This window comes from Jeotgalibaca caeni (genome assembly GCF_028863945.1).
Lineage (GTDB): Bacteria > Bacillota > Bacilli > Lactobacillales > Aerococcaceae > Jeotgalibaca > Jeotgalibaca caeni.
In genome coordinates this window covers 1-23,199 of record NZ_JARBEA010000028.1, presented here as the reverse complement: position 1 = coordinate 23,199, position 23,199 = coordinate 1, and the positions used below count along the sequence as shown (strand labels likewise).

Annotated in this window: 27 protein-coding genes; 21 read left to right on the top strand and 6 right to left on the bottom strand. The window is 40.4% G+C overall.

Features of this window, described 5'->3' with window-relative positions; genetic code table 11:
• Positions 1 to 17: 17 nt before the first annotated feature.
• From PVE40_RS07380 to PVE40_RS07350, 7 genes are all read left to right on the top strand, one after another.
• Positions 18 to 701: a uracil-DNA glycosylase gene (locus PVE40_RS07380; RefSeq protein WP_274731247.1), complete on the top strand. Its 684-nt coding sequence runs from the start codon at positions 18 to 20 to the stop codon at positions 699 to 701.
• Entirely contained in the window at positions 698 to 1,393 is a 696-nt protein-coding gene (locus PVE40_RS07375) for an alpha/beta fold hydrolase (RefSeq protein ID WP_274731246.1), read from the top strand. Before PVE40_RS07380 ends, PVE40_RS07375 begins: the two co-directional genes overlap by 4 nt.
• Positions 1,394 to 1,413: 20 nt before the next feature.
• Positions 1,414 to 2,409 (top strand): LLM class flavin-dependent oxidoreductase, encoded by a 996-nt coding sequence (locus tag PVE40_RS07370; protein ID WP_274731245.1) that lies wholly within the window; start codon positions 1,414 to 1,416, stop codon positions 2,407 to 2,409.
• A gap of 185 nt (positions 2,410 to 2,594) precedes the next feature.
• Positions 2,595 to 3,959: an MATE family efflux transporter gene (locus tag PVE40_RS07365; RefSeq protein ID WP_274731244.1), complete on the top strand. Its 1,365-nt coding sequence runs from the start codon at positions 2,595 to 2,597 to the stop codon at positions 3,957 to 3,959.
• A 138-nt stretch (positions 3,960 to 4,097) separates the two neighbouring features.
• A complete protein-coding gene (locus PVE40_RS07360) occupies positions 4,098 to 4,535 on the top strand; it encodes a LytTR family DNA-binding domain-containing protein (protein ID WP_274731243.1) in 438 nt (145 codons plus the stop codon).
• Between the two features lie 13 nt (positions 4,536 to 4,548).
• Positions 4,549 to 4,965, top strand: coding sequence for a hypothetical protein (locus PVE40_RS07355; RefSeq protein ID WP_274731242.1), 417 nt, complete (start codon positions 4,549 to 4,551; stop codon positions 4,963 to 4,965).
• A 12-nt stretch (positions 4,966 to 4,977) separates the two neighbouring features.
• Positions 4,978 to 5,661 carry a hypothetical protein gene (locus tag PVE40_RS07350; RefSeq protein WP_274731241.1) on the top strand — a complete coding sequence of 228 codons (684 nt, stop codon included), beginning with the start codon at positions 4,978 to 4,980 and terminating at the stop codon, positions 5,659 to 5,661.
• Here the strand turns inward: PVE40_RS07350 and PVE40_RS07345 are convergent.
• Complete coding sequence (locus PVE40_RS07345) at positions 5,655 to 6,125, bottom strand: glutathione peroxidase (protein WP_274731240.1); 471 nt, start codon at positions 6,123 to 6,125, stop codon at positions 5,655 to 5,657. The two genes, PVE40_RS07350 and PVE40_RS07345, sit on opposite strands and share 7 nt — an antisense overlap.
• Positions 6,126 to 6,314: 189 nt before the next feature.
• Between PVE40_RS07345 and pta the strand changes: the two genes are divergently transcribed.
• Positions 6,315 to 7,295, top strand: coding sequence for a phosphate acetyltransferase (gene pta / locus PVE40_RS07340; RefSeq protein WP_274731239.1), 981 nt, complete (start codon positions 6,315 to 6,317; stop codon positions 7,293 to 7,295).
• 33 nt (positions 7,296 to 7,328) lie between these two features.
• On the opposite strand, the gene PVE40_RS07335 is transcribed toward pta, so the two are convergent.
• Complete coding sequence (locus PVE40_RS07335) at positions 7,329 to 8,003, bottom strand: phosphatase PAP2 family protein (RefSeq protein ID WP_274731238.1); 675 nt, start codon at positions 8,001 to 8,003, stop codon at positions 7,329 to 7,331.
• A 137-nt stretch (positions 8,004 to 8,140) separates the two neighbouring features.
• Here PVE40_RS07335 and tsaE point away from each other — a divergent pair, with 137 nt between their 5' ends.
• Both tsaE and PVE40_RS07325 read left to right on the top strand, forming a co-directional pair.
• Positions 8,141 to 8,620, top strand: a complete 480-nt coding sequence (gene tsaE, locus PVE40_RS07330) for a tRNA (adenosine(37)-N6)-threonylcarbamoyltransferase complex ATPase subunit type 1 TsaE (RefSeq protein WP_274731237.1) — start codon at positions 8,141 to 8,143, stop codon at positions 8,618 to 8,620.
• Positions 8,610 to 9,137: a GNAT family N-acetyltransferase gene (locus tag PVE40_RS07325; RefSeq protein WP_274731236.1), complete on the top strand. Its 528-nt coding sequence runs from the start codon at positions 8,610 to 8,612 to the stop codon at positions 9,135 to 9,137. Before tsaE ends, PVE40_RS07325 begins: the two co-directional genes overlap by 11 nt.
• Positions 9,138 to 9,655: 518 nt before the next feature.
• On the opposite strand, the gene PVE40_RS07320 is transcribed toward PVE40_RS07325, so the two are convergent.
• The 3 genes from PVE40_RS07320 to PVE40_RS07310 all read right to left on the bottom strand — a co-directional run bounded on the left by PVE40_RS07320 (position 9,656) and on the right by PVE40_RS07310 (position 11,186).
• The gene (locus PVE40_RS07320; RefSeq protein ID WP_274731235.1) at positions 9,656 to 9,991 is read right to left on the bottom strand and encodes a DUF3139 domain-containing protein; all 336 of its coding nucleotides are present in this window, start codon (positions 9,989 to 9,991) and stop codon (positions 9,656 to 9,658) included.
• Positions 9,992 to 10,156: 165 nt separating this feature from the next.
• Entirely contained in the window at positions 10,157 to 10,918 is a 762-nt protein-coding gene (locus tag PVE40_RS07315; protein ID WP_274731260.1) for an exodeoxyribonuclease III, read from the bottom strand.
• A 19-nt stretch (positions 10,919 to 10,937) separates the two neighbouring features.
• A complete protein-coding gene (locus PVE40_RS07310; RefSeq protein WP_274731234.1) occupies positions 10,938 to 11,186 on the bottom strand; it encodes a hypothetical protein in 249 nt (82 codons plus the stop codon).
• A gap of 204 nt (positions 11,187 to 11,390) precedes the next feature.
• On the opposite strand from PVE40_RS07310, the gene murB reads away from it, so the two are divergent.
• The 9 genes from murB (at position 11,391) to PVE40_RS07265 (ending at position 21,098) form a co-directional block, all read left to right on the top strand.
• Positions 11,391 to 12,350: a UDP-N-acetylmuramate dehydrogenase gene (murB, locus tag PVE40_RS07305; RefSeq protein ID WP_338033474.1), complete on the top strand. Its 960-nt coding sequence runs from the start codon at positions 11,391 to 11,393 to the stop codon at positions 12,348 to 12,350.
• Between the two features lie 28 nt (positions 12,351 to 12,378).
• Entirely contained in the window at positions 12,379 to 14,085 is a 1,707-nt protein-coding gene (locus PVE40_RS07300) for an ABC transporter ATP-binding protein (RefSeq protein WP_274731232.1), read from the top strand.
• 486 nt (positions 14,086 to 14,571) lie between these two features.
• Positions 14,572 to 15,114, top strand: a complete 543-nt coding sequence (locus tag PVE40_RS07295; protein WP_274731231.1) for a helix-turn-helix domain-containing protein — start codon at positions 14,572 to 14,574, stop codon at positions 15,112 to 15,114.
• A 27-nt stretch (positions 15,115 to 15,141) separates the two neighbouring features.
• Positions 15,142 to 16,230 (top strand): ABC transporter ATP-binding protein, encoded by a 1,089-nt coding sequence (locus PVE40_RS07290; RefSeq protein ID WP_274731229.1) that lies wholly within the window; start codon positions 15,142 to 15,144, stop codon positions 16,228 to 16,230.
• Positions 16,231 to 16,241: 11 nt separating this feature from the next.
• Positions 16,242 to 17,057, top strand: a complete 816-nt coding sequence (locus tag PVE40_RS07285; RefSeq protein WP_274731228.1) for an ABC transporter permease — start codon at positions 16,242 to 16,244, stop codon at positions 17,055 to 17,057.
• Entirely contained in the window at positions 17,054 to 17,896 is an 843-nt protein-coding gene (locus tag PVE40_RS07280) for an ABC transporter permease (RefSeq protein ID WP_274731227.1), read from the top strand. The genes PVE40_RS07285 and PVE40_RS07280 overlap by 4 nt, the downstream gene beginning before the upstream one ends.
• Positions 17,893 to 18,963: an ABC transporter substrate-binding protein gene (locus tag PVE40_RS07275; protein WP_274731226.1), complete on the top strand. Its 1,071-nt coding sequence runs from the start codon at positions 17,893 to 17,895 to the stop codon at positions 18,961 to 18,963. Before PVE40_RS07280 ends, PVE40_RS07275 begins: the two co-directional genes overlap by 4 nt.
• Positions 18,964 to 19,097: 134 nt before the next feature.
• Positions 19,098 to 19,775, top strand: a complete 678-nt coding sequence (gene rpiA / locus PVE40_RS07270; RefSeq protein WP_274731259.1) for a ribose-5-phosphate isomerase RpiA — start codon at positions 19,098 to 19,100, stop codon at positions 19,773 to 19,775.
• 21 nt (positions 19,776 to 19,796) lie between these two features.
• Entirely contained in the window at positions 19,797 to 21,098 is a 1,302-nt protein-coding gene (locus PVE40_RS07265; protein ID WP_274731225.1) for a pyrimidine-nucleoside phosphorylase, read from the top strand.
• Positions 21,099 to 21,245: 147 nt separating this feature from the next.
• Here PVE40_RS07265 and PVE40_RS07260 read toward each other — a convergent pair whose 3' ends face one another.
• A complete protein-coding gene (locus PVE40_RS07260) occupies positions 21,246 to 21,947 on the bottom strand; it encodes an MgtC/SapB family protein (protein WP_274731224.1) in 702 nt (233 codons plus the stop codon).
• Positions 21,948 to 22,077: 130 nt separating this feature from the next.
• On the opposite strand from PVE40_RS07260, the gene PVE40_RS07255 reads away from it, so the two are divergent.
• Both PVE40_RS07255 and PVE40_RS07250 read left to right on the top strand, forming a co-directional pair.
• Entirely contained in the window at positions 22,078 to 22,785 is a 708-nt protein-coding gene (locus tag PVE40_RS07255) for an AzlC family ABC transporter permease (protein ID WP_274731223.1), read from the top strand.
• On the top strand, positions 22,775 to 23,098 hold the full coding sequence (locus tag PVE40_RS07250) for an AzlD domain-containing protein (protein ID WP_274731222.1): 324 nt from the start codon (positions 22,775 to 22,777) through the stop codon (positions 23,096 to 23,098). Before PVE40_RS07255 ends, PVE40_RS07250 begins: the two co-directional genes overlap by 11 nt.
• Positions 23,099 to 23,199 lie beyond the last annotated feature (101 nt).

Sequence of the window (23,199 nt, the reverse complement as noted above, 5' to 3'; positions counted from 1 at the left end):
CGCAAGGAGGACTTATTGTGAAAGCCATTATCCATAATGACTGGCAAGAAATTCTAGTTGATCAATTTCAATCTCCCTACTACCAGCAATTACGTGAATTCCTGAAGGAAGAATATGCGAATCATCAGGTTTATCCGAATATGCATGATATCTGGAATGCCTTTGAACAAACCCCTTACGAAAAGGTAAAGGTGGTTATCCTAGGCCAGGACCCGTATCACGGAGAACATCAAGCGAACGGGCTCAGTTTCTCTGTACAAAAAGGAGTTAGGATTCCTCCTTCTCTCAGAAATATATACAAAGAGATGCAGGCCGATTTAGGAATTCCACCTGCTTCACATGGAGATCTTACCCATTGGGCAGAGCAGGGTGTATTCTTATTAAATTCGGTTTTAACCGTTCGAAAAGGAGAAGCGTACTCTCATCGAGGAAAAGGGTGGGAGCTATTAACCGATGCAGTGATCCGAGCGCTAAACGAACGTGAAAAGCCCGTGGTATTTCTCTTGTGGGGGAATGCATCTATTGCAAAGAAAGCCTTTATCGATACCAAAAAGCATGTCGTGTTAACCTCTCCTCATCCAAGTCCACTCTCTGCTAGTCGGGGGTTCTTTGGTTCGAAGCCTTTTTCAAAGGTAAATGAGGCCTTACAGAAATTGGGGGAAAAGCCGATTGATTGGCAAATACCGGAGGAAGAAAAATGATCCTGCAAACAGATAAAGGGAATCTATTCGTACAAAAGAGTGGCCAAGGCCTGCCGCTTCTCTTGTTGCATGGAAATGGAGAAGACAGCACGATTTTTCAAGAAATCATTACGTATTTCGAACAAACGCGTACCGTTTATGCCATGGACACGAGGGGCCATGGTCATTCGGACTTAAGGGTCGAGCAATTGACCTTCGCACAAATCGCGAGAGATATTTTGTTGCTGATGGAGCTGGAACAGATTGATACAATCGATTTAATCGGCTTCAGTGATGGAGGAAATATCGGTTTATACGTAGCAGCCCATTATCCTGAACAGGTGAAAAGTCTCATCACATTGGGCGCTAATTACCAAGAGGACGGATTAATAGAAGAAACGTATCAAGAAATGTTGCGCCAAAAAGAAGAAATTGAACAAATGAGTGATCCGATTGAACGACAGAAGAAACGCTGTATCCATTTGTTGATGCTGGATGAATTAAATTTATCAGAAAAAGATTTGAAAGATATCCAGGCTCCGGTGTTGGTGATGGCAGGAGAGTATGATGTGATTAAACAAAGTCATACAGAAGCTCTCGCAGCGAATATACCGGGAGCAGAATTGCTGTTTGTTCCAGGAGGAGGACATGACTTTTTTGTTTCTCAACCCCGACAATTAATCGAGGCCGCAACTGTATTTTATAAGAAATGAGACCAAGAGGGAGAAGAATAATGGAATTAAGCATACTAGATCAAATCCCTATATTGGGAAATCAAACAGGACGAATGGCGTTACAAAATGCAGTGGAACTCGCACAACATGGGGAAAAATATGGCTATCAACGAATGTGGTTCGCTGAACACCACGGAGCGGAAACATTAGCTAGCTCTGCCCCAGAGATTGTAATCGGCCAAGTAGCAGCACAAACCGAGAAGATTCGCGTAGGATCGGGCGGAATCATGATGATGCATTATTCACCATTGAAAATTGCTGAAACTTTCAAAACGTTAGAAGCTTTCCATCCGAATCGGATTGATTTAGGATTAGGAAGAGCACCCGGTGGGGATCGGAATTCGATTTTTGCTCTTTCACAAGGGAAAGTACCTTCACTTGATGGACTTTATGAAAAAATTGATACGATTAAATCATTATTGGAAGATCAGTTACCGAAAGAAGAAATATATCAGGCTACGCGAGCTGTACCGATAATCGATACCGTTCCAGAGATGTGGCTGCTTGGATCGAGCGGAGATAGTGCGTTTCAAGCTGCGCAAAAAGGAATTGGCTATTCATTCGCACAGTTTTTCAGCGGGCATATGAATAAAGAAGCCTTCGAGATTTATCGGAGCCGTTTTGTTCCCTCTGCCTTCATGCCTGAGAAGAAGATAAGTGTAGCCTTTTATGCGTTGGCTTGTGAGAATGAGGAGGAAGCACGATTTTATGAACTTCCTTATGCGATTTCGAAAATGCATCTCGCTCGAGGAAAGAGAATGGAACGTTTCTTGACACCAGAGGAAGCTGTCGATTTCCCGATGACGGAGATGGACCGAATCGTATTGGCAAATGTACGAGAAGGACATTTGGTTGGAACACCTAAGCAAATCCACACAAAGCTTCAAGAATACCAAGAAGAATATTCGTTTGAAGAGGCGATGATTATCACAATTACGCATCCGCAAAAAGTTCGTCTGGAATCGTACCGATTACTAGCTGAGGAAGTTCTTTAATCGTGTAAACGACTATAGCAATTAAGAATGAAATTTGCTATAGTTAGGAGAAGAAATAAGTGTGTTCCAAAAGGTGTTTTTTTCATCGTTTGGAATCGGTCTGTTTATTTAATTTGGAAACGAGAAAGAAGCGGGAGTCAGATCCCAGCTTCTTTCTTATTTTTTGGAGAGGTAGAAGATGAAAAGTGGAAGAATATAAAGAAAATAAGATGGGGACATTGCCGATTAAGCGGTTAATACTGACTGTTTCCTTGCCAATGGTTTTGTCTATGCTGATTAGCGCATTATATAATATCGTAGACAGTGTGTTCGTAGCTCAAATCAATGAGGATGCTCTAACGGCTGTTTCAATGGCATTTCCTGTTCAGAATTTGATTGTTGCTGTGCAAGTTGGAACCGGGGTAGGGATGAATGCATTGCTTTCTCGGCAATTAGGAGAACGAAAAGAGCAAGAGGCTCGTTTAACTGCAGCGAACGGAATCTTTTTAGGAATCCTACATTATCTTGTGTTTTTGGTATTAGGGTTTACAATGGTGGAGTTTTTCTTTGCAACGCAAACCTCAAACCCACAGATTCTAGCTTATGGGAAAGAATATCTATCTATTATCCTCATTTTCTCTCTAGGACAATGTATTCAAATTACGTATGAGCGATTATTGCAATCAACGGGTCAAACGCTCTATTCCATGTATACACAAGGGGTCGGTTCGATTATAAATATTATTTTGGATCCCATTTTGATCTTTGGTTGGTTGGGGTTCCCTGCTCTTGGTGTCGCAGGAGCGGCTTATGCTACCGTTATTGGGCAGACAATCGGCGCTCTCGTTGGGATTTACTTCCAACAAAAGAAAAATAAAGACCTTGTTATTGATTACAAACAAGTTCGCCCAGATAAGGAAACGTTACGTGAAATTTATCGGGTTGGTATTCCTTCTATCGTGATGACATCTATTACTTCCGTTACTACGTATGCTTTTAATATTATTTTAGCAGGATTCTCTTCAACGGCAGTTGCTGTTCTAGGAGTTTATTACAAACTACAATCATTTGTCTTTATGCCTGTATTCGGATTAAACAACGGTGTGATTCCGATTCTCTCCTATAATTTTGGGGCACGAAAACGTGAGCGGATGGTTGAAATCATTAAATACAGTATTCTCTATGCTATTATTATTATGCTTATTGGTTTTGTCATTTTCCAAGTGTTCCCCGAGCAACTGTTAAGTATATTTAATGCTTCACCTGAAATGCTGGAACTTGGGATACCAGCTTTGCGCGTGATTAGCCTTTGCTTCTTATTTGCAGGGTTCGGAATTGTTTGTGGAACGATTTTTCAGGCTTTCGGACGCGGCTTTATGAGCCTAAGCGTTTCTGTACTTCGCCAGTTGGTCATCATTATTCCATTAGCTTACTTATTGTCTTTGACTGGTAATGTGCACGCTATTTGGTGGGCCTATCCAATTGCAGAAATATTTGCTGTTATTCTTTGCAGCATCAATTTACGTGTTATTTTCAAAAAGTTCATTCATCCGTTACCGGAAGAAGCATAAAAAAGATGGGTTTCCTTTTTGGGAAATCCATCTTTTTTTGCAACTGAGTGATGTTTTATGCAACTTACTAAAATACGTTTGAAACCAGCTTGTTCAACAAGTACACTAATTTTAGGAAAGAAGGAAAGGGGCAAAAAAATGAAACTTTTTCTACAGGAAGATAAGAGTCTGAGGGAGACTATCATTGAGATAACGTACAATGTACTCGACCGAAGAGTTGAAAAGTTAATGGAAATTGTTCGGTCCAGTGAGATTCAATTGGAAGGGAAAAAAGATGGTCTGCTATTTAGCCTAGATATCCAAGATCTCTACTACATGGAGAGTGTTGATCAGCGCACCTTTCTATACAAAGAGAAGCAAGTATTTGAAAGCAGTGAGCGACTGTATGCGTTGGAAGAAAAACTTGCTCAGACATCGTTCATCCGGATTAATAAAAGTACTTTGTTAAATATGGATTACTTGAAGTGCGTACAGCCTCTGTCCAATTACCGACTAGAAGCAACCTTAGCGAATGATGAAAAACTAATCATTAGTCGTCACTACTTAAAAAAAGTCAAACAATACTTAAAAATATAAAGGTGGTATAATAGTGATGAAAAAATTTTTCTCGGAAAATCTGAATGGGATGACCTTTACCTTTACTGTACTTGTTTTATTAAATGCGGTACTCGAACGCGCACAAATCATTGATATTGTTAGTTTTTCTGAGTCGACACTCATTTTAGCGCTACTTGTTTTTCTTTCGTGGACCCTATCTTTTTTAATCATTACAATTGATTTTCGATCGACAGGTGTTTTTCATCTCGTTAATTATACGAGTCAATTTATGGTTTTGGTTTTAGTGGCTAACGAGTTAGGTTTTTTCCAGATAACCATTGATAGCATCTTAACCAATAGTGTCGTTTATGCGGTTCTATATTTTTTGAATGTAAAGCGGAGGCAGCATGAGTTAAAACAAACGGCGGCTTCCATCAATAAACAGTTAGGAAACAGAATAAAAGAATAGAGAGGTTTGTCTATGTCATTTGATTATTGGATTGCTGCGGAACGCTGGTATGAGGGGGTAGCTGGAATTGTATTCGGTGGAATGATTTTTGTTCTCTTTGTGATGTGCTTTGCGTTAACGAAGAGAAAAACAAAAGGTGGAAAAATATTTTTATCCACTGGCGCGGTTATTGCTAGTATTTTATTGGGTATTTTACTAATTAATAACCAGCGTTATGAAGATTACTTAGAGCCAGCTGGGCATGTCACACCAGCGATTCGCCGAAAAGAATATAAAATGTTTCAAGGATATCAACCAATATTACGTTCAGAACAGGATTTCTATGCTCGCTATCATGATCCAGCTGGAGTCGCTGCTACAGGACTCTATGAAAAAGAAGTGGTTTCTATTCCGGTCACGTATTTAGGAAAAAGTGGCCGACATTATTTCTTCGAGCATGAGGGAGTAGTCTTTCGACAATATGAAAATAGCGTCCACTTTGACCCTGAGGCCGAAGAAACGCTATTAATGGGTAGTCTTTTCCACCTGGCAGACCGTCAATACGAGAGTATTGGATTTGTAGACACAGAATATATTTTCTATGAACAAATCGTCATTGCAGGAGAAGATGATGGAAAAATGTATGATCCGGGAGATGAAGGTCTGATTCCTAATACGAAAGAGGCATTCTTCAAGTGGACCTTCCCTTATTATTGATTGAGAAGAGCAACAATATCCTCTTCCATCTTTTTAGGTGTCGTAACAGGAGCATAGCGACTTACAACGTTTCCTTCCCGGTCAATTAGGAATTTAGAAAAATTCCATTTGATCATCTTGTTCTTTGTCTCAGCAACGAGGTGTTTGTAAAGGTCGCTAGCTTCTGGACCATTCACTTTAATTTTATCGAAGATAGGGAAAGAAGCTTGGTACGTAAGCTCACAATGAGTCTTAATATCCATCCCATCCAAAGGCTCTTGACCAAGAAATTGGTTGCTTGGGAAGGCTAAAACCGTAAACCCTTTCTCTTTGTAAGTACGGTACAGTTCTTCCAACTCATTCATTTGCCCTGCAAGACCACATTCGGTCGCAGTATTTACAATTAAAAGGACGTTTCCTTTATATTGGGATAGTTCTACTGCATTTTGTTCTAAGTCTTGAACCGTATAATCGAATACATTCATGTTAAAAAATCCTCCTTCTCATGCTTGCTTAAGAGAATTATAACTCATTCGCTGAGCCAAAAAAAATATAATAGAGTAGGAAGATAAAAATGTAACAGTTTTTTACCCTGTTCCGTTAATAATTGCTGAAATGTTTTTGGAATTACGGTATAGTATAAGAGTAATAAATATGTTTAGGAGGGAACACTCTTGGAAATGTTTGAGAGCTTAGAAGCAAAAATTAAAGGTAAGAAAATCAAAATTGTTTTTCCTGAAGGAACAGAACCTCGTATTTTAGGAGCAGTTGTACGTTTGAAAGCAGAAGACTTGGTACAACCGATTCTTGTTGGGAACAAAGATGCCGTATCAAAGGCTGCAAAAGACCGTGGTTTCAATATTGAAGGAATCGATATTTTCGATCCAGAAAACTTTGACCAATTTGACGAAATGGTAGCTTCTTTTGTAGAACGCCGTAAAGGGAAAGCGACAGAAGAGCAAGCACGAGTGACATTGAAAGATGAAAACTACTTCGGAACCATGTTGGTCCATATGGGATTAGCAGATGGTTTAGTAAGTGGTGCAGTTCATTCAACAGGTGATACAGTTCGTCCAGCACTACAAATCATCAAAACGAAACCAGGCGTGAGCCGTACAAGTGGCGCATTCATTATGCTACGCGGTCGTGGACAAGAAAAATACTTGTTCTCTGACTGTGCAATCAACATCAACCCAACTGCACAAGAGCTAGCTGAAATCGCAGTGGAATCGGCTAAAACAGCTGAAATGTTTGACATTGAGCCAAATGTTGCGTTGTTAAGCTTCTCCACAAAAGGTTCTGCTTCTTCGCCAGAACAAGAAAAAGTTGCAGAAGCAACACGGATTGCAAAAGAATTAGCTCCAGAATACAACATTGATGGAGAACTACAATTCGATGCAGCTTTCGTTCAAACTGTAGCGAACCAAAAAGCTCCTGACTCAACTGTAGCTGGTAAAGCAACCGTGTTCGTATTCCCAGAGATTCAATCTGGTAACATTGGTTACAAAATCGCTCAACGTTTCGGTGCATTCGAAGCAGTCGGCCCAATCTTGCAAGGATTGAACAAACCAATTTCTGACTTGTCTCGTGGTTGTGTAGAAGAAGATGTCTACAAAACAGCGATTATCACAGCAAATCAAACACTAGTAAACTAATAAAAAAGAAGCAAATGATAGCAGCCAACCTTGCTAATCATTTGCTTCTTTTTTTTGACGTTCCTTCCATAAACCATATGCTCCGATACAAGCAGCCAACCAAGCAGCTCCGAGAGAGAATCCACCGATTACATCAGAGGGATAATGAACCCCTAAGTAAATTCGGCTAATACCTATGATTACAATCATGGTTGCAGCAAGGAAAAGGGCTAGCCACTTCATCCACCGCTTCTTGCCTAATTGGACGAGCAGGAAAACAATAGAACCATATAGAATCGTTGCTCCCATAGAGTGCCCGCTTGGGAAAGAGTAACCGCCTTGTTCCACTAGATGTTGGATCGGGGGACGAGGTCGTTCGAACAGGAATTTGAAGAATTGATTCAGTGCACCTGCCCCCAGCGAAACGGTTAAAATAAACCAAACTGCTAAATCTGGACGCCCTTGCCATTTGAATACATAGATACTGACGATGGTTAAGAGAATAACAGCGACATACGTTCCACCTAACTCCGTGACAGCAATGAAGATGGGGGTAAGAAAGTCATTCTGATCTTCGATAATATCTAAGCCAATCTCTCGGTCCAAGACACTTAACCAGCCCCAACCGTATAAGCTGGCCACTGCAAGGAGGATAAAGGAAATCACGAGGATAAAGTTGCTACGAATCATCACGCGCGGAGAGAGCCACTGCTGTGGATTCCATTTCATTTTCTCACATCCTTCTTTTGGCTCTAAATATATATTTTTTCTTTTCCATTTTCAACTATTCGTTCCTAACCTTGTCATGAGACGCCTCTTTCCGCTATGATAGGAAAGGAATAAAGAGGAGAGAGTGGGGGATTTCCATGTCATTTAATATGGAAACAACAAATGAACAAGAAACAATGGCTTTTGCCAAGAAGCTAGGCGAACGAGTGGAAGCAAAAGACGTCATCTTATTAGAAGGAGAACTGGGTGCAGGAAAAACAACCTTCACGAAAGGACTAGCGCTCGGGATGGGTATTGAACAAGTGATCAAAAGTCCAACGTACACGTTAGTTCGTGAGTATACGAAAGGTCGTTTGCCCCTTTATCACCTTGATGTCTATCGCTTGGAAGAATCGGGTGGTGAGGAATTAGGTCTAGAAGAGTATTTCTACGGTGAAGGTGTTAGTGTCATTGAATGGTCGATCTTCATTAAAGAAGAACTTCCGTCTGAATACCTGAAGATACAAATCAGTCGTGCTGGAGAATTTCTTCAAAATCGTTTCTTCCAGATAGAAGCAGTTGGAGCACGTTACGAAAAATTATTAAAAGAATGGAAGGAAGCGCAAAATGGAGAATGAAAAAATTGAAGTGATGATTCGGGAAGCAATTCCAGCGGATGCAAAAGATATTTTAGCTTTTAGTAAGAAGACGGGGGCAGAGACCGACTATCTGACCTATGGCCCAGAAGGATTGGAGCTGTCAGAAGCATTTGAAGAAATGTATCTCGAAGGATTGATGGAAAAAGAAAACGAGATTATGCTTGTAGCAACCATTAATAATGAAGAACTGATTGGGATTGCTTCTGTCGGTTCCAACGACAAGCTAAAAACGCAGCATGTGGGAGAAGTAGGGATCACGGTTGCCGAAGAATTTTGGGGGTTTGGAATCGGGACCGTTTTGCTAGAGGAGATTGAACTATGGGCTCGTGAGAGTGGAATAATCCGCCGTTTGGAGTTGACGGTTCATGCTGACAATGAACGAGCAATTGGACTGTACGAAAAAATGGGGTATCAACAAGAAGGCAGAATGGCTCGCGTTATGATGATTGACGGAGAATTTTATGATGGTGTCATGATGAGCTTACTGATTGATTGAAAATGAGCAGTAAATAGAAAGAGGCTGGATTTTATTCCAGCCTCTTTTGTGCTATCCATGCTCGAAATCTTCACATTTCGCACTTGATTATAGCATGTAGGGAAAAAATACAACAATATCAGGGCTCCAATCCTCTCCGAAGCAGAGTCATACGCCGCTTGTAGTCAGCTATCTGTTTAGAAAATGATTTTACAGACAGAGAAACAAATTCGTAGCACAAATTCAGGTAAAATATTCAAGATAACCTACAAAAGCCCTAATTATTAGTCGTGTGAGACCTATAAATAGGGCTTTTATGCTCTTTTACATACTCCTTAATGCAGGAAGAAATTATAGCCCAGACGACCAGGTTGCTACATGTGTAGGTGGCGTTTCAAAATAGTCAGGTAAATCATAGGGATAGGCAAACAGGGGCGTATGAAAACCACCTAATTGGCAGAAACAGCAGATGGAGAAACCAGTAGTAGCAAAACAAAAGCTCCCAAGACATACATCAATCGCATCATCTTTTCAATATATTACTCTTCATTCTCATTAAAAATAATTTTGTCACTTGAATAAATAGTCCCTTCCGAAACGTATCCCCTCATCCAATTATTAATTTTAAAAGAATAATCATACTGATAATCGAGAGGACTCTCCTTCACAGTAAAATACATTACATATCCACTTCGGGCGCTCTTATAGTCTTTTAGAACTTTCTGTATCTGAATATCCTCTTTCGCAACCCCCTCCTCTGCTAGCAATTCATAGAGCTTTTGTTGCGTAATGTAGCTTTTTAGAGGGAACTGGTAGAGGTAAAAACCCGCTGCCATTGCTGCTGCCAAGCCCAACACTACCCATCTTCTTCCCATCCTCTTGATATCAATCACCTCCTTTACAAAGAGAAAAGATAAGGTTTTAGCCCATTAGATTCTTTAGGTTTAAAGAAATCTTGAATTTTAACTCGATTATCAAATTAAGTTTATCACATAACCAAAATAAAATGATAAACTATTCAAAAAATGAATAGTTTTTTCCTATTCATCCACAGAAATTTCCAACGAAACAGGACAATGATCACTGCCCATAATATCATCATGAATTTCTGCCGCAATCAAGTTGTCTTTTAACGCATCAGAGACTAAGAAATAGTCAATCCGCCAACCAGCATTGTTTTTACGTGCGTTGAAACGATAGTTCCACCACGTATACTTATTGGTAACATCTGGATAAAAGAAACGGAATGTATCGACGAATCCGTGATCAAGTAAGGTCGAAAATTTTGTCCGCTCTTGATCGGAAAAACCTGCACTCATTCGATTCGACTGTGGATTTTTCAAATCGATTTCAGTATGGGCTACATTCAGGTCTCCACAAACAATGACCGGCTTTGTTTTTTCCAGTTCTTTTAAGTATATACGGAAATCATCTTCCCATTGCATGCGGTAGTCAATTCTGGCAAGCTCCGCTTTGGAATTAGGGGTGTAGACCGTCACTACCCAGAACTGATCGTATTCAAGGGCGATCACTCTTCCTTCTTGATCGTGATGATCGATTCCCATTCCGTAACGAACAGAAAGCGGCTCCTGTTTGGCGAAAATAGCGGTACCCGAATATCCCTTACGTTCTGCATAATTCCAATAAGAGGTATAGCCTGGGAATACCAAATCAATTTGTCCTTCTTGCAGTTTTGTTTCTTGCAAACAGAAGAAGTCTGCATCAAACTCCTGGAAAACTTCTAAGAAATTTTTCTTCACGATTGCGCGCAAGCCATTCACATTCCATGAAACCAACTTCACCAACGAAATTCCTCCTCTGTTAGAAAATATTCAGGGCATAAATACCAAAAATAAGAAGTACAACGAAGTTAACGAGGACAAACGTCCATTTGAAACGAGCTTCTTTTACGTTTAAACCGTAAATTACACCAACAATGGGGAAGAAGAGTGCGAGGACGACTGAAACCGTCGCGATGGTATTTGGTTCCTTTGTAGCAAAAAGATAAACGGGATAAAGAACACTAAGTAGGGTAAACATCGTTGCATTTTTAATTTGTTTATTTCTCAAGCAGAATTCCTCCTTTCCTATACTTGAACTATTTTAGCATACTCACACGTCATTTTCTGCCGCAGAACACTCTTTTTCACTTGAAAACCGAAACCGCTGGACAGTATACTAAAATATAGCTTATTATACTCGTAGAGTGTGATACAATATATTTTATTTGGTAAACATAGATACGGAATGAATGGAAGTAGTGAGGGGAATATATTGCTAGATACAGCTTGGTTGGCAGAGGAAATAAAAGGAACTTTTCCAAATGTCATATTAAAAGTAAATAAAAAATTAGACGCGTATACCTATACGAGAACAGGTGGACCTGCTGATGTGTTGCTTTTTCCAGTATCGAAGGAAGAAGTAGAAGAAATTACGAAATGGACACACGAGCACAAGGTACCTTTAACGATTTTAGGAAATTCAAGCAATGTGATTATTCGCGATGGTGGCATTCGCGGCGTGGTCATGATATTAACGGAATTGAACGGCATTAAAGCGGAGAAAAATCAACTAATTGTCCAAAGTGGCGCTAAATTAATTGATGCTTCTAAGAGAGCTTTACATGAAGGCCTAACCGGATTAGAGTTTGCTTGTGGTATCCCTGGCAGCGTAGGCGGAGCAGTTTATATGAATGCTGGTGCTTATGGTGGAGAAGTAAAAACAGTCATCAAGACGGTAGAAGTTGTCACCTTAAAGGGCGAACGAAAAGTCTATGAGAATGATGATTTGGAATTCAACTACCGTCATACCGTACTTCAAGAAACGGGAGACATTGTACTAGAAACTGTTTTTGAACTGGAAAAAGGTAAAAAAGAAAAAATTTCAGCAAAAATGGAAGAATTGACAGAATTACGTACGGCGAAGCAGCCATTGGAATTTCCGTCTTGTGGCAGTGTCTTTAAGCGCCCAACCGGATACTTTACTGGAAAGTTAATTCAAGAGGCCGGCTTACAAGGGAAAATGTGGGGCGGAGCTCAAATCTCAACGAAGCATGCAGGCTTTATTGTCAATGTAAATCAAGCTTCCGCCACGGATTACATTGAATTAATTGCGTACATCAAAGAAGTTATTTTTGAATTATTTGAAGTAAAGCTAGAAACAGAAGTACGTATTATTGGAGAAGATGCGCCAAAAGAATCTGACGATTTTGTGGCAATGGGTATTTCTTCTTAAGACGGAAGCAAAAGCAAAGGAGGATCCTGTGAAAAAGCCATTAATAACCTTTAGAAATTTCACCTTTACATACTCAGATCAAATAGAACCAGTCCTAAACGAATTGAATGTAGCGATTTATGAAGGAGAAAAAATTCTGGTTGTAGGCCCAAGCGGATCTGGTAAAACCACATTTGCTCGCTGTTTAACTGGTGTACTGCCAAATAAAGAGAATAATGATTATTCTGGAACCATTACGATTGGAAGAAACGATGAACAAAAATCCACTGCTAATTTCTTGCCGAATGAGCTTGCGATTACCATGGAAGTGAGTGCAGAAGTGATCAACGAAAAACAGCGTTCGACCACTATTCAGCCTGCTGTTCAACCATTTCAAACGTACCTTGAACAAAAGAAATCGGCTAGTATGAACTGGTTTTTAAGTCGCTATCCATCCTTGACAGAGAGCTTCGAAAAATTGTCAGACCGTCAATTTGAAAAGATGACGGCTGCAGGTTTATTATTGAATGACGACAAGCCATTTTTATTATTAGACGAGCCTCTGGCGAATTTAGACCCTAAATCTGGTGATATTGCGATGAACTTCATTAATGAGTTGCACCAGAAGACGGAGACAACCATCGTGATTATCGAGCATCGTTTAGAAGATGCTCTCGTTTATCCGTTTGACCGCTTGATTCTGTTTTCTGAAGGCAGAATTATTGCGGATGGAAAACCATCCGAAATCTTAAAAAGCGATGTGCTGGCGGATATCGGGATTCGCGAACCGCTCTATATTACTGCCATGCGGTATGCTGGAGTGAATTTGGATCTTATTCACCGTCTCGATGACGTCCATTCGATTAACGGACCTAACTTGAAGGCAGATATGGAACGATGGCTTTCTTATTTGCCCCATTTTCAATATCCTAGCAATGATGAAATCCTACTTGAAATAGAGGATGTATCGTTTAAGTATCCTTGGAATGAGGAAAACATTGTCAATCATGTTAGTCTCCAAATTATGGAGGGCGAGATGTTGAGTTTGATTGGTCCAAATGGATCTGGGAAAACGACCCTTGCCAAGATTATTTCAGGACAAGAAGAAATTCAGTCCGGAAAGATGTATTGGAAAGGGGAAGACATTTCCGATTACGACAAAGAAAAAATGGCCAGTCTCGTTGGATATATTCCTCAAAATCCACTCGACTTTATTTCGCAAGAAAATATTTACGAAGAGATTGCTTATCGACTTAGACAGCGTAACTTTCCACCAGAGGAAATTGAGAAGAAGGTAGAAGAAGCGATTCGTGTGTGTAGCTTGCAATATATTCGTGATTTACCGATGGCAACGCTTAGTTTCGGTCAGTTACGTAGAGTAGTCATTGCCGCAGTCTTGGCACTTAGCCCCGATATGATTATTGTGGAAGAGCCGACTGCAGGGCAAGATTTTATGCGTTACACAGAAATTATGAGCTTCTTGCAAACCATTCACTTGCAAGGAGTGACGGTTCTCTTAGTTACGCATGATATGCATTTAATGCTTGAGTATACGAAACGAGCAGTTGTGATGGCAGAAGGACAAGTACTTGCTGATGCAAGTCCTGTTTCCATTCTTGTTAGTCCAGAATTGATTGAGAAGTCTTCTCTCAAGGAAGCCAGTTTGTACACATTTGCTAAGCGTATTGGGATGAAAGATCCCTATGTTTTTACTGAGAAATTCATTCATTATGATCGAGTCGCTCGATTATTTTAAGAACATGGGAGTTCGCCAAACCTCGAATCAGGTTTCTAAGCTGCTAAAGCAGCAATAGTCATGACGAGGTGACGTCGAGCTGCCTTCTGGATCACGTTTACGAATCAAATATTCATACATAGGTAAGAGGCTGAGAATTTTTTCTCCAGCCTCTTCTTATTTTTTGCTAATCATTGCGATAAATCAACCACATTTCATTTTATCGCAACGAAAGGACTGGTTCCGTTGTGATAGCAGAGACCAATCGCGTTCTATCACAACGATAAAGGCTTTATCGTTGTGATAGCGAAACTTTTCCTCACTCTATCAAAGCGAAAGAATGACGTAGAATCAAAGTTTGGTTCTTTGAAGGATCCTCCCACGTCTGTTTTAAAGGATACATTCTAATAAAGCACTTGTTTTTTTCTAAAAAGAGGTTATAATCGTATTCGTGCCTAAACTTAAAGATTACTTTTACTAAACTTATACAGAGAAAGAGGTCCTACCTTGGAAATAGGGAAGAAGTTAAAAGAGCTGCGTTTGCAAAAGAACTTGACGCAAGAAGAACTTGGTGAACGAACCGATTTAACAAAAGGGTATATCTCACAAGTGGAAAATAACCTAAGCTCACCATCCTTAGAGACGTTTTTTGATATTTTAGAAGTCCTTGGCACAAACCCAAAAGATTTTTTCGATGCTGAAAAAGATACACAACAAGTTATTTACAAGAAGCAAGATGTAACGATTTATGAAGATTCCGAAAAAGGATACGCCATGACCTGGTTGATTCCTGATTCAAATGATAAAGAAATGGAACCCGTTATGATAACATTAGAGGCAGATGGAGAATTCAAACAATTTCCGCCATCTCTTTCTGAGACCTTCGGCTATGTGTTAAAAGGAAGTGTAGAGTTACAGCTTGGTGAGCACCGCTATGTCATCAAGAAAGGACAATCTTTTTATTACGAAGCAACCGAGTTTCATCAACTTCGAAATGCCTCTACCAGTGCCGCAAAAGTACTGATGGTAGTAACTGATTCTTATTTATAAAATTTTAGAAAGAGTAGGTGTACATGAATGGCAAACCACACAATCATCACGATGGAAAATGTCAAAAAAACATACGACGGACAAACCGTCTTACATGATATCAATTTTGAAATTGAAAAAGGGAAATTTTATACGTTGTTAGGACCTTCTGGATGTGGGAAAACGACCATTCTCCGTTTGATTGCTGGATTTACAGATGCATCGAATGGAACCATTAAGATTAATGGGGAAGTTGTCAATGATGTACCACCGAATAAACGAACCGTTAATACGGTTTTCCAGGACTACGCTTTGTTCCCACATATGAATGTCTATGACAACATTGCGTTTGGATTGTCTCTAAAGAAATTACCAAAAGCAGAAATCGATCAACGTGTAAAAGAAACATTGAAACTGGTTCAACTATCAGGCTATGAGAATCGTGAAATTCATGAATTGTCTGGCGGACAACAACAACGGGTAGCAATTGCGCGTGCCATTATCAATGAACCCGATGTACTCTTACTGGATGAACCATTATCAGCACTGGACTTGAAATTACGAACAGATATGCAATATGAGCTTCGTGAAATCCAACAACGTTTGGGAATTACTTTTATCTTCGTTACCCATGATCAAGAAGAAGCATTGGCAATGAGTGACTGGATTTTCGTTATGGACAAAGGACACATCGTCCAAAGTGGGAGCCCAGTTGATATTTATGATGAGCCGATTAACCGTTTCGTAGCAGACTTTATCGGGGAAAGTAATATTGTTCCTGGTACAATGGTTGAAGACTACAAGGTTCAATTTGTAGGCAAACAATTCGAATGTGAAGACGCTGGAATTACACCGGGTGAAAAGGTTGAAGTAGTACTTCGTCCAGAAGACTTGGAATTAACCAGCATCGAAAAAGGAAAACTAGTGGTAAAAGTGGATACACAGCTATTCCGCGGCGTTCATTATGAAATCATTGGTTATGACGAAGACGGGAATGAGTGGATGGTTCACTCCACCAAAAAAGCAGAAATTGGGCGAAATGTGGGGTTAGACTTCTCACCAAATGATATTCACGTAATGCGTTTGGGTGAAACAGAAGAAGAATTCGATGCTCGTCTTGAGAGCTACGAAGAGTAAGGAGGAGCAAAATGACAACACGTTCGAAAAACTGGTTCTCCATCCCTTATATTTTATGGTTAGGGTTATTTGTAATTGCGCCGGTACTGTTGATTCTGTATCAATCCTTTTTTGACATCTCCGGTAACTTTACATTAGGAAATTATGCCAGCTATTTTACATCTGGGAATTATTTAACGATGACGTTTAATTCCTTTTTATATGCGTTTATTATCACCGTAACAACATTCTTAATCAGCTATCCAACGGCACTAATCTTAAGCAGAACCAAAAATAAGCAACTCTGGCTTTCTTTGATTATCTTACCAACATGGATTAATTTGTTGTTAAAAGCCTATGCCTTTATTGGTATCTTCAGTCAAAGTGGGGCAGTCAATAACTTCCTTACGTTTATGGGAATCGGCCCAAGCCAAATTCTATTCACTGATTTTAGTTTTATTTTCGTTGCGGCATACATTGAATTACCATTCATGATTTTACCGATTTTCAACTCCATTCAAGAAATCAGCCCATCATTGGAAGCGGCAAGTTATGACTTAGGTGCTACGAGATGGGAAACATTGAGACGAGTTATTTTCCCATTAAGCATGCGTGGCGTCCGCAGTGGGTTCCAAGCAGTCTTTATTCCGTCCTTGTCCTTGTTCATGTTGACTCGCCTGATTGGTGGGAACCGCGTCATTACACTCGGAACAGCTGTAGAGCAACATTTCTTGGTAACGCAAAACTGGGGAATGGGATCAACAATCGGTGTAACCTTGATTATTTCGATGGTTTTGATTATGCGCCTGACTGGAGAAAAGAAAAAGAAAGCGAGGGATAAAGCATGAAAGTAGCAAAAAATACAAAATGGAATAATCTGTTCCTCGCGCTGGTTTTCATTGTATTGTATCTGCCCATCTTCTACCTCATTTTCTATTCTTTTAATGCAGGGGGAACGATGAATGAGTTTACCGGATTTACTTTTGAGCATTATCAAGCATTAATGGATGATACCAGACTAATCGGTATTTTCTTAAACACCTTGTTGGTAGCCTTGCTCTCTGCATTGATTGCGACCATTATCGGAACGTTTGGTGCCATCTATATTTATTACACGAAAAAGACTCGTGATCGTCAGATTTTACTGAGCTTAAACAATGTATTGATGGTTTCACCAGACGTTATTATCGGTGCCAGCTTACTAATCTTGTTTACCATTGTTGGCTTTTCATTAGGGTTTGCGTCTGTTCTTCTTTCGCATATTGCCTTTTCCATTCCGATTGTCGTGATCATGGTTTTGCCAAAACTTTACGAAATGAATGATTCCATGATTAGTGCAGCCCAAGACTTGGGTGCCAACTCATGGCAAGTGATCAGTAAAATTTTATTACCAAGTATCGCTCCTGGGATTTTGAGTGGATATTTCATGGCCTTTACGTACTCGTTGGATGACTTTGCCGTTACGTTCTTTGTAACCGGGAATGGATTCAGTACATTAGCTGTTGAAATTTATTCTCGTGCCCGTCGCGGTGTGAGTCTAGAGATTAACGCGCTCAGCACAGTCATGTTCTTGTTTACCTTGCTTTTAGTACTCGGTTATAACTTCATTCAAGTTTACAGCCAGAAGAAAAAAGACCGGGAAATGAAAGCAATCGGCTTCCAGCAGGGCGAGGTGATGAAAGGATGAAACGACTCGTTATTGCAGCTAGTACCATCCTGATTGTTTGTTTAGGATTAGTCTTCGGCATTAACTACTTGGAACGTGCACAAGGATTTACTGGTGATAACACCTTGACGATTTATAACTGGGGAGATTACATTGAGCCTGAATTAATCACTCAGTTTGAAGAAGAAACAGGGTACAAAGTCTCCTATGAAACATTCGATTCAAACGAAGCAATGTATACAAAAATTAATCAGGGCGGTACGACTTACGATATTGCAATTCCATCTGAATACATGATTGCCCGCATGGTTGAAGAAGAAATGCTCATTGAGCTTGATCATTCTAAAATTGAAGGATTGGAACATATCGATGATGATTTTCTGGACTTGAGTTTTGATAAAGGAAATCGTTATTCCATCCCTTACTTCTGGGGAACGCTCGGCATCATCTATAATGACAAATTTATCGATGAAACGCCAACGTCCTGGAATGATTTATGGAATGAGGATTATCGCAATCAGCTGATGTTGATTGACGGAGCGCGCGAAGTCATGGGGATTGGCCTTCAGAGTGAGGGCTACTCCTTAAATGAAAGTGATCCAACTGTCTTGCGGAATACAGCAGAGAAGTTGAAAGAGATGACGCCAAACGTCAAAGCAATTGTGGCAGATGAAATCAAAATGTATATGATTCAAGAAGAAGCAGCCATGTCCGTTACTTTTTCCGGGGAAGCAAGTGAAATGCTATGGGAGAACGAAAACTTGCATTATGTGATTCCTGAAGAAGGAACAAACTTGTGGTTTGATAATATCGTGATCCCTAAAACAGCACAGAACTTGGATGCCGCATATGCCTTCATCAACTTTATGCTGGAGCCAGAAAACGCAGCTGTGAATGCAGAATACGTAGGTTACTCCACGCCGAATGAAGATGCGATTGAACTGATGGATCCAGAAATTACTGAAGATGAACAGTTCTACCCATCTGACGAAGCGATTGAAAACATGGAAGTCTATGACAACTTAGGAGCAGAATTATTAGGAATCTACAATGATTTGTTCCTTGAAGTGAAGATGTTTAGAAAATAATTGAATGAGTCCCCACATAAATAATGTTTATGTAGGGACTCATTTTTGTATCTTCTCTTTCATTCAATCCTCATTATTACAATCAGTTCCATATGTTATAATTAAAAAAACAAAATGTAGGGAAATGGTGAATGATGGAGCTAAAACAAGCAGTGGGCATCAAAGCAGCAGAATACATTAAAGACGGCATGATTGTTGGTCTGGGTACCGGCAGCACGGCCTATTATTTTGTGGAAGAAATTGGACGCCGAATGAAGGAAGAAGGGTTGCAAATTGTTGGCGTAACGACTTCCAATCGTACGCAACAACAAGCAGAAGGTTTAGGCATTCCTTTGAAAAGTGTGGATGATGTGGAACGAATAGACGTCACCGTAGACGGAGCAGACGAAATCAGTGATGATTTCCAAGGTATCAAAGGCGGAGGCGGGGCACATCTATACGAAAAGATTGTAGCCGATGCATCAGAACGAGTCATCTGGATAGTGGATGAGAGCAAAATGGTGACCAAACTAGGTGCTTTCCCATTGCCTGTTGAAGTAGTCAAGTACGGCTCAAAACAAGTCTTTAAGCGGTTAGAGGAGAAGGGATATCACCCCGTATTCCGTACGCAAGAGGACCAAACACTTTATTTAACCGATGAAGGTAACTATATCATCGACCTACATTTAGGAGTCATTGAGAACCCGGTAGCAATGGGCGCAGAGCTTGACCAAATGGTAGGAGTCGTGGAACATGGGTTGTTCCTCAACCGTGTGCATACAGTGCTGATTGGTACAAGTGATGGAGTGATTACGAAAGAAGCGAATCGATAAAACATAAGGGATGGGTGCAAGATGAGAATGGTAGACCTGATTGTAAAAAAACAACAAGGAAAAGAACTTTCAAAAGAGGAAATTCGATTTGTTGTTGAAGGATACACGGCAGGAAAGATTCCTGATTATCAAGTCAGTGCCTTTGCAATGGCGATTTATTTTAAGGATATGTCAGACCAAGAGCGGATGGAGCTGACGATGGCAATTGCTGAATCTGGCGACCAGATTGACCTTTCAGCAATTGAAGGAGTAAAGGTAGACAAACACTCAACAGGAGGCGTTGGCGACACGACTACCCTTATTTTAGCACCGCTCGTAGCAAGTACGGGGGTTCCAGTAGCCAAAATGAGTGGACGAGGACTTGGCCACACCGGTGGTACAATTGATAAGTTAGAGTCGATTCCTGGATTCCAAGTGGAGATTTCGGAAGAACGATTCATCGAGTTAGTGAATCAAAATAAAGTCGCTGTGGTAGGACAAACAACAGACATCACTCCAGCTGATAAAAAATTATATGCGTTGAGAGACGTTACGGGAACGGTCGATTCTTTACCGCTAATTGCCAGCTCCATTATGAGTAAGAAGCTTGCTTCCGGTGCAGATGCGATTGTACTGGATGTAAAAGTAGGAGCCGGAGCATTTATGAAGACAGCGGAAGCTGCTGAAGAATTGGCTCATGCAATGGTAAAAATTGGAAACTTAGCAGGTTGCCAAACGATGGCAATCATATCCGATATGAGCCAACCACTCGGTCGTGCAGTCGGAAATGCGCTAGAAGTTCAAGAAGCAATTGAAACATTAAAAGGGAATGGCCCAAGTGATTTAGAAGAGCTGTGTTTGGAATTAGGCTCCCAAATGGTTTACTTAGGCGGTAAAGCAGAGGATCTGGATTCTGCGAAAGCACTGCTGAAAGAAAAACTAGCAAATGGAGAGGCGCTAGAGAAGTTCAAGCAATTTGTAGCTGCTCAAGGTGGAGATCCACATGTTGCTGATTATTATACATTAATGCCGCAAGCTGCTTACACTCATGAAGTAGTCGCTGAAGCAGACGGCTATGTCATGAACATTGTAGCGGATCACATCGGTGTAGCAGCAATGCTTCTCGGTGCCGGACGAGCAACGAAAGAGTCTGAGATTGATCTAGCTGCAGGCTTAATGATTAATAAAAAAGTTGGTGAAACAGTTAAAAAAGGGGAATCCCTTGTCACTCTTTATGCCAACCAGTCAACCTTCAACGAAGCTGAAAAAATGGTTCTAGAAGCCTATACAATTGGTGCTGAACAAATAAAACCTACACTAATTCATCAAACCATAACAGAATAGAGCAAAGAGAGACAAAACGTTCAACGTTTTGTCTCTCTTTTTCGCTAAATGGGTAGATGGAAAATAAATCCTGAGCTTCTCACATTTGGCTCAAAATGGGTAGCTCAGCAAAATTTTTTAGCTGAACTACCCACTTTCGCAAAAAGGTTAGTCACGGAAGGAAATTTCCGATATTGAATCAGTGATTGCTAGGAACTCGTCAATCAAGTCATTGTGGTTTAACGTTTTTGGGACATATACGGTATACATAATATGAAAGATAACACCGTCTGCTGTACGTTCCATACGAAAGTCCTCATCTGTTGTTTTCATCTTATGGAGCTTAAATAAATCATTGAATTTTGCAATGGCATCTCGGTCTGTTAACTTAATCTCCAGTAAAAATATCTCACCCGTACGAATGAGTCGCTTCATGACGAATAATACAATGAGGATAATGAGACAGCTGATAATAGAGAGGTAGTAATAGCCCATCCCTACAGCAATCCCAAGGCCAGCGACTCCCCAAATGGTAGCGGCAGTTGTGAGCCCTGAGACTGTGTCCATCTTGGTAGTAAGAATTGCACCTGCACCTAGGAACCCAATCCCACTAACAATTTGAGCGGTAATCCGGGCGAAATCTGTACTGAGCATAGACTGAAGATCAGGATTACTTAATCCCATACGAATAACCGCATAAGAAACTTCAATCTGAATAATGGTTAGGACACAAGAAGCGACACAGACGATAATATTGGTACGCAAGCCCGCAGACTGATGTGTGCTCTCCCGTTCGAAACCAATCGTTGCCCCAATCCCGACTGCAATCAGCAGACGGAGTGTAATTTCTAGAATATCTAAATCATACATGCTAACTCACTCCTGTCTTCTCTTCCTTTCATTTTACTTTATCCCAATAATTATGCAAATTTCAGAAAGTTCTTCCTTCTTTTTATTTCTGTGATAGAATAAATATTAAAATAAAATGAGGAGGGGTGCTGTGAAAAGAGAAGATTGGCAAGCTGGCTTCAAGACCATCTTGCCGGTATGTATCAGTTATCTTCCAATCGGACTCGCATGCGGTGTGTTGCTGCAACAAGCTGGTTTCAATCATTGGTCAGCACTATTGATGAGTCTGTTCGTATATGGTGGAGCGTCCCAATTTATGATTGCATCGATGACGATGAGTGGAGCAGGGATTGTGCAAATGGTCGTGATGGTTTTCTTTATTAACTTACGGCATGTTTTGATGAGTTCTTCGTTGGCTCATAAAGTAAGGGAGCGTTCGACTCGATTCAATATGTTTTTTTCGCAATTGATTACTGATGAATCGTTTGCGATTAATACCATTCAATATAAAATGGATCCAGGTTGGACTTCTAATCAAGCGTTAGCTGCGGGCGTATTTGCTTATGCAACGTGGGCGATGAGTACGTTTGTTGGCGCATTTATTGGCAGTAACATTACCATTTCCATTGTCATTATGAATTATTTGTTGACCGCTATGTTTTTGTACTTATTTGTTTTGCAGATGGAAAACCGGATCTTTTTATGGACAGCCCTCGTAGCAGGAAGCGCAGCGATCTTCTTCAAGATGTTCTTCCAAAATGGTGTCAGTGTTTTGCTCGCTTCCGTCCTTGCCTCGCTGGTGGGGTTAGGTTTAGAAATGAAGAAAAATCGAGAGGAGGAAGCGGTACATGAGTCGTAGTATCATTTTGTTAATCCTTCTGTCGGCTGTCGTCACATATGTACCACGACTACTGCCTATTCTCGTATTAAAAAATGCCACTTTGCCAGAATGGTTCCAGCGTTGGATGGCCTACCTGCCCATTGCAATTTTCGCTTCGTTACTTGCAACGGACATCTTTTATTGGGAGGACCAACTTAGTTTTGATATCGGGAGTAACCTTAAATTGATTCCTTCCATTCTCACACTGTTCGTGGCTTATAAAACGAAGAACATGATTTACTCCATCCTTGCTGGGGTAGGAGCGATCACCTTGTTTACTTGGTTTATGTAAAAAAGATCCCTGCTGTACAAATACGGCTCTAGAATATTAAGTGTTGATGGGCCTTTGGCCCTTTTGTGAAAAACACAAAGAGACAAATGAATTTTTCCGTT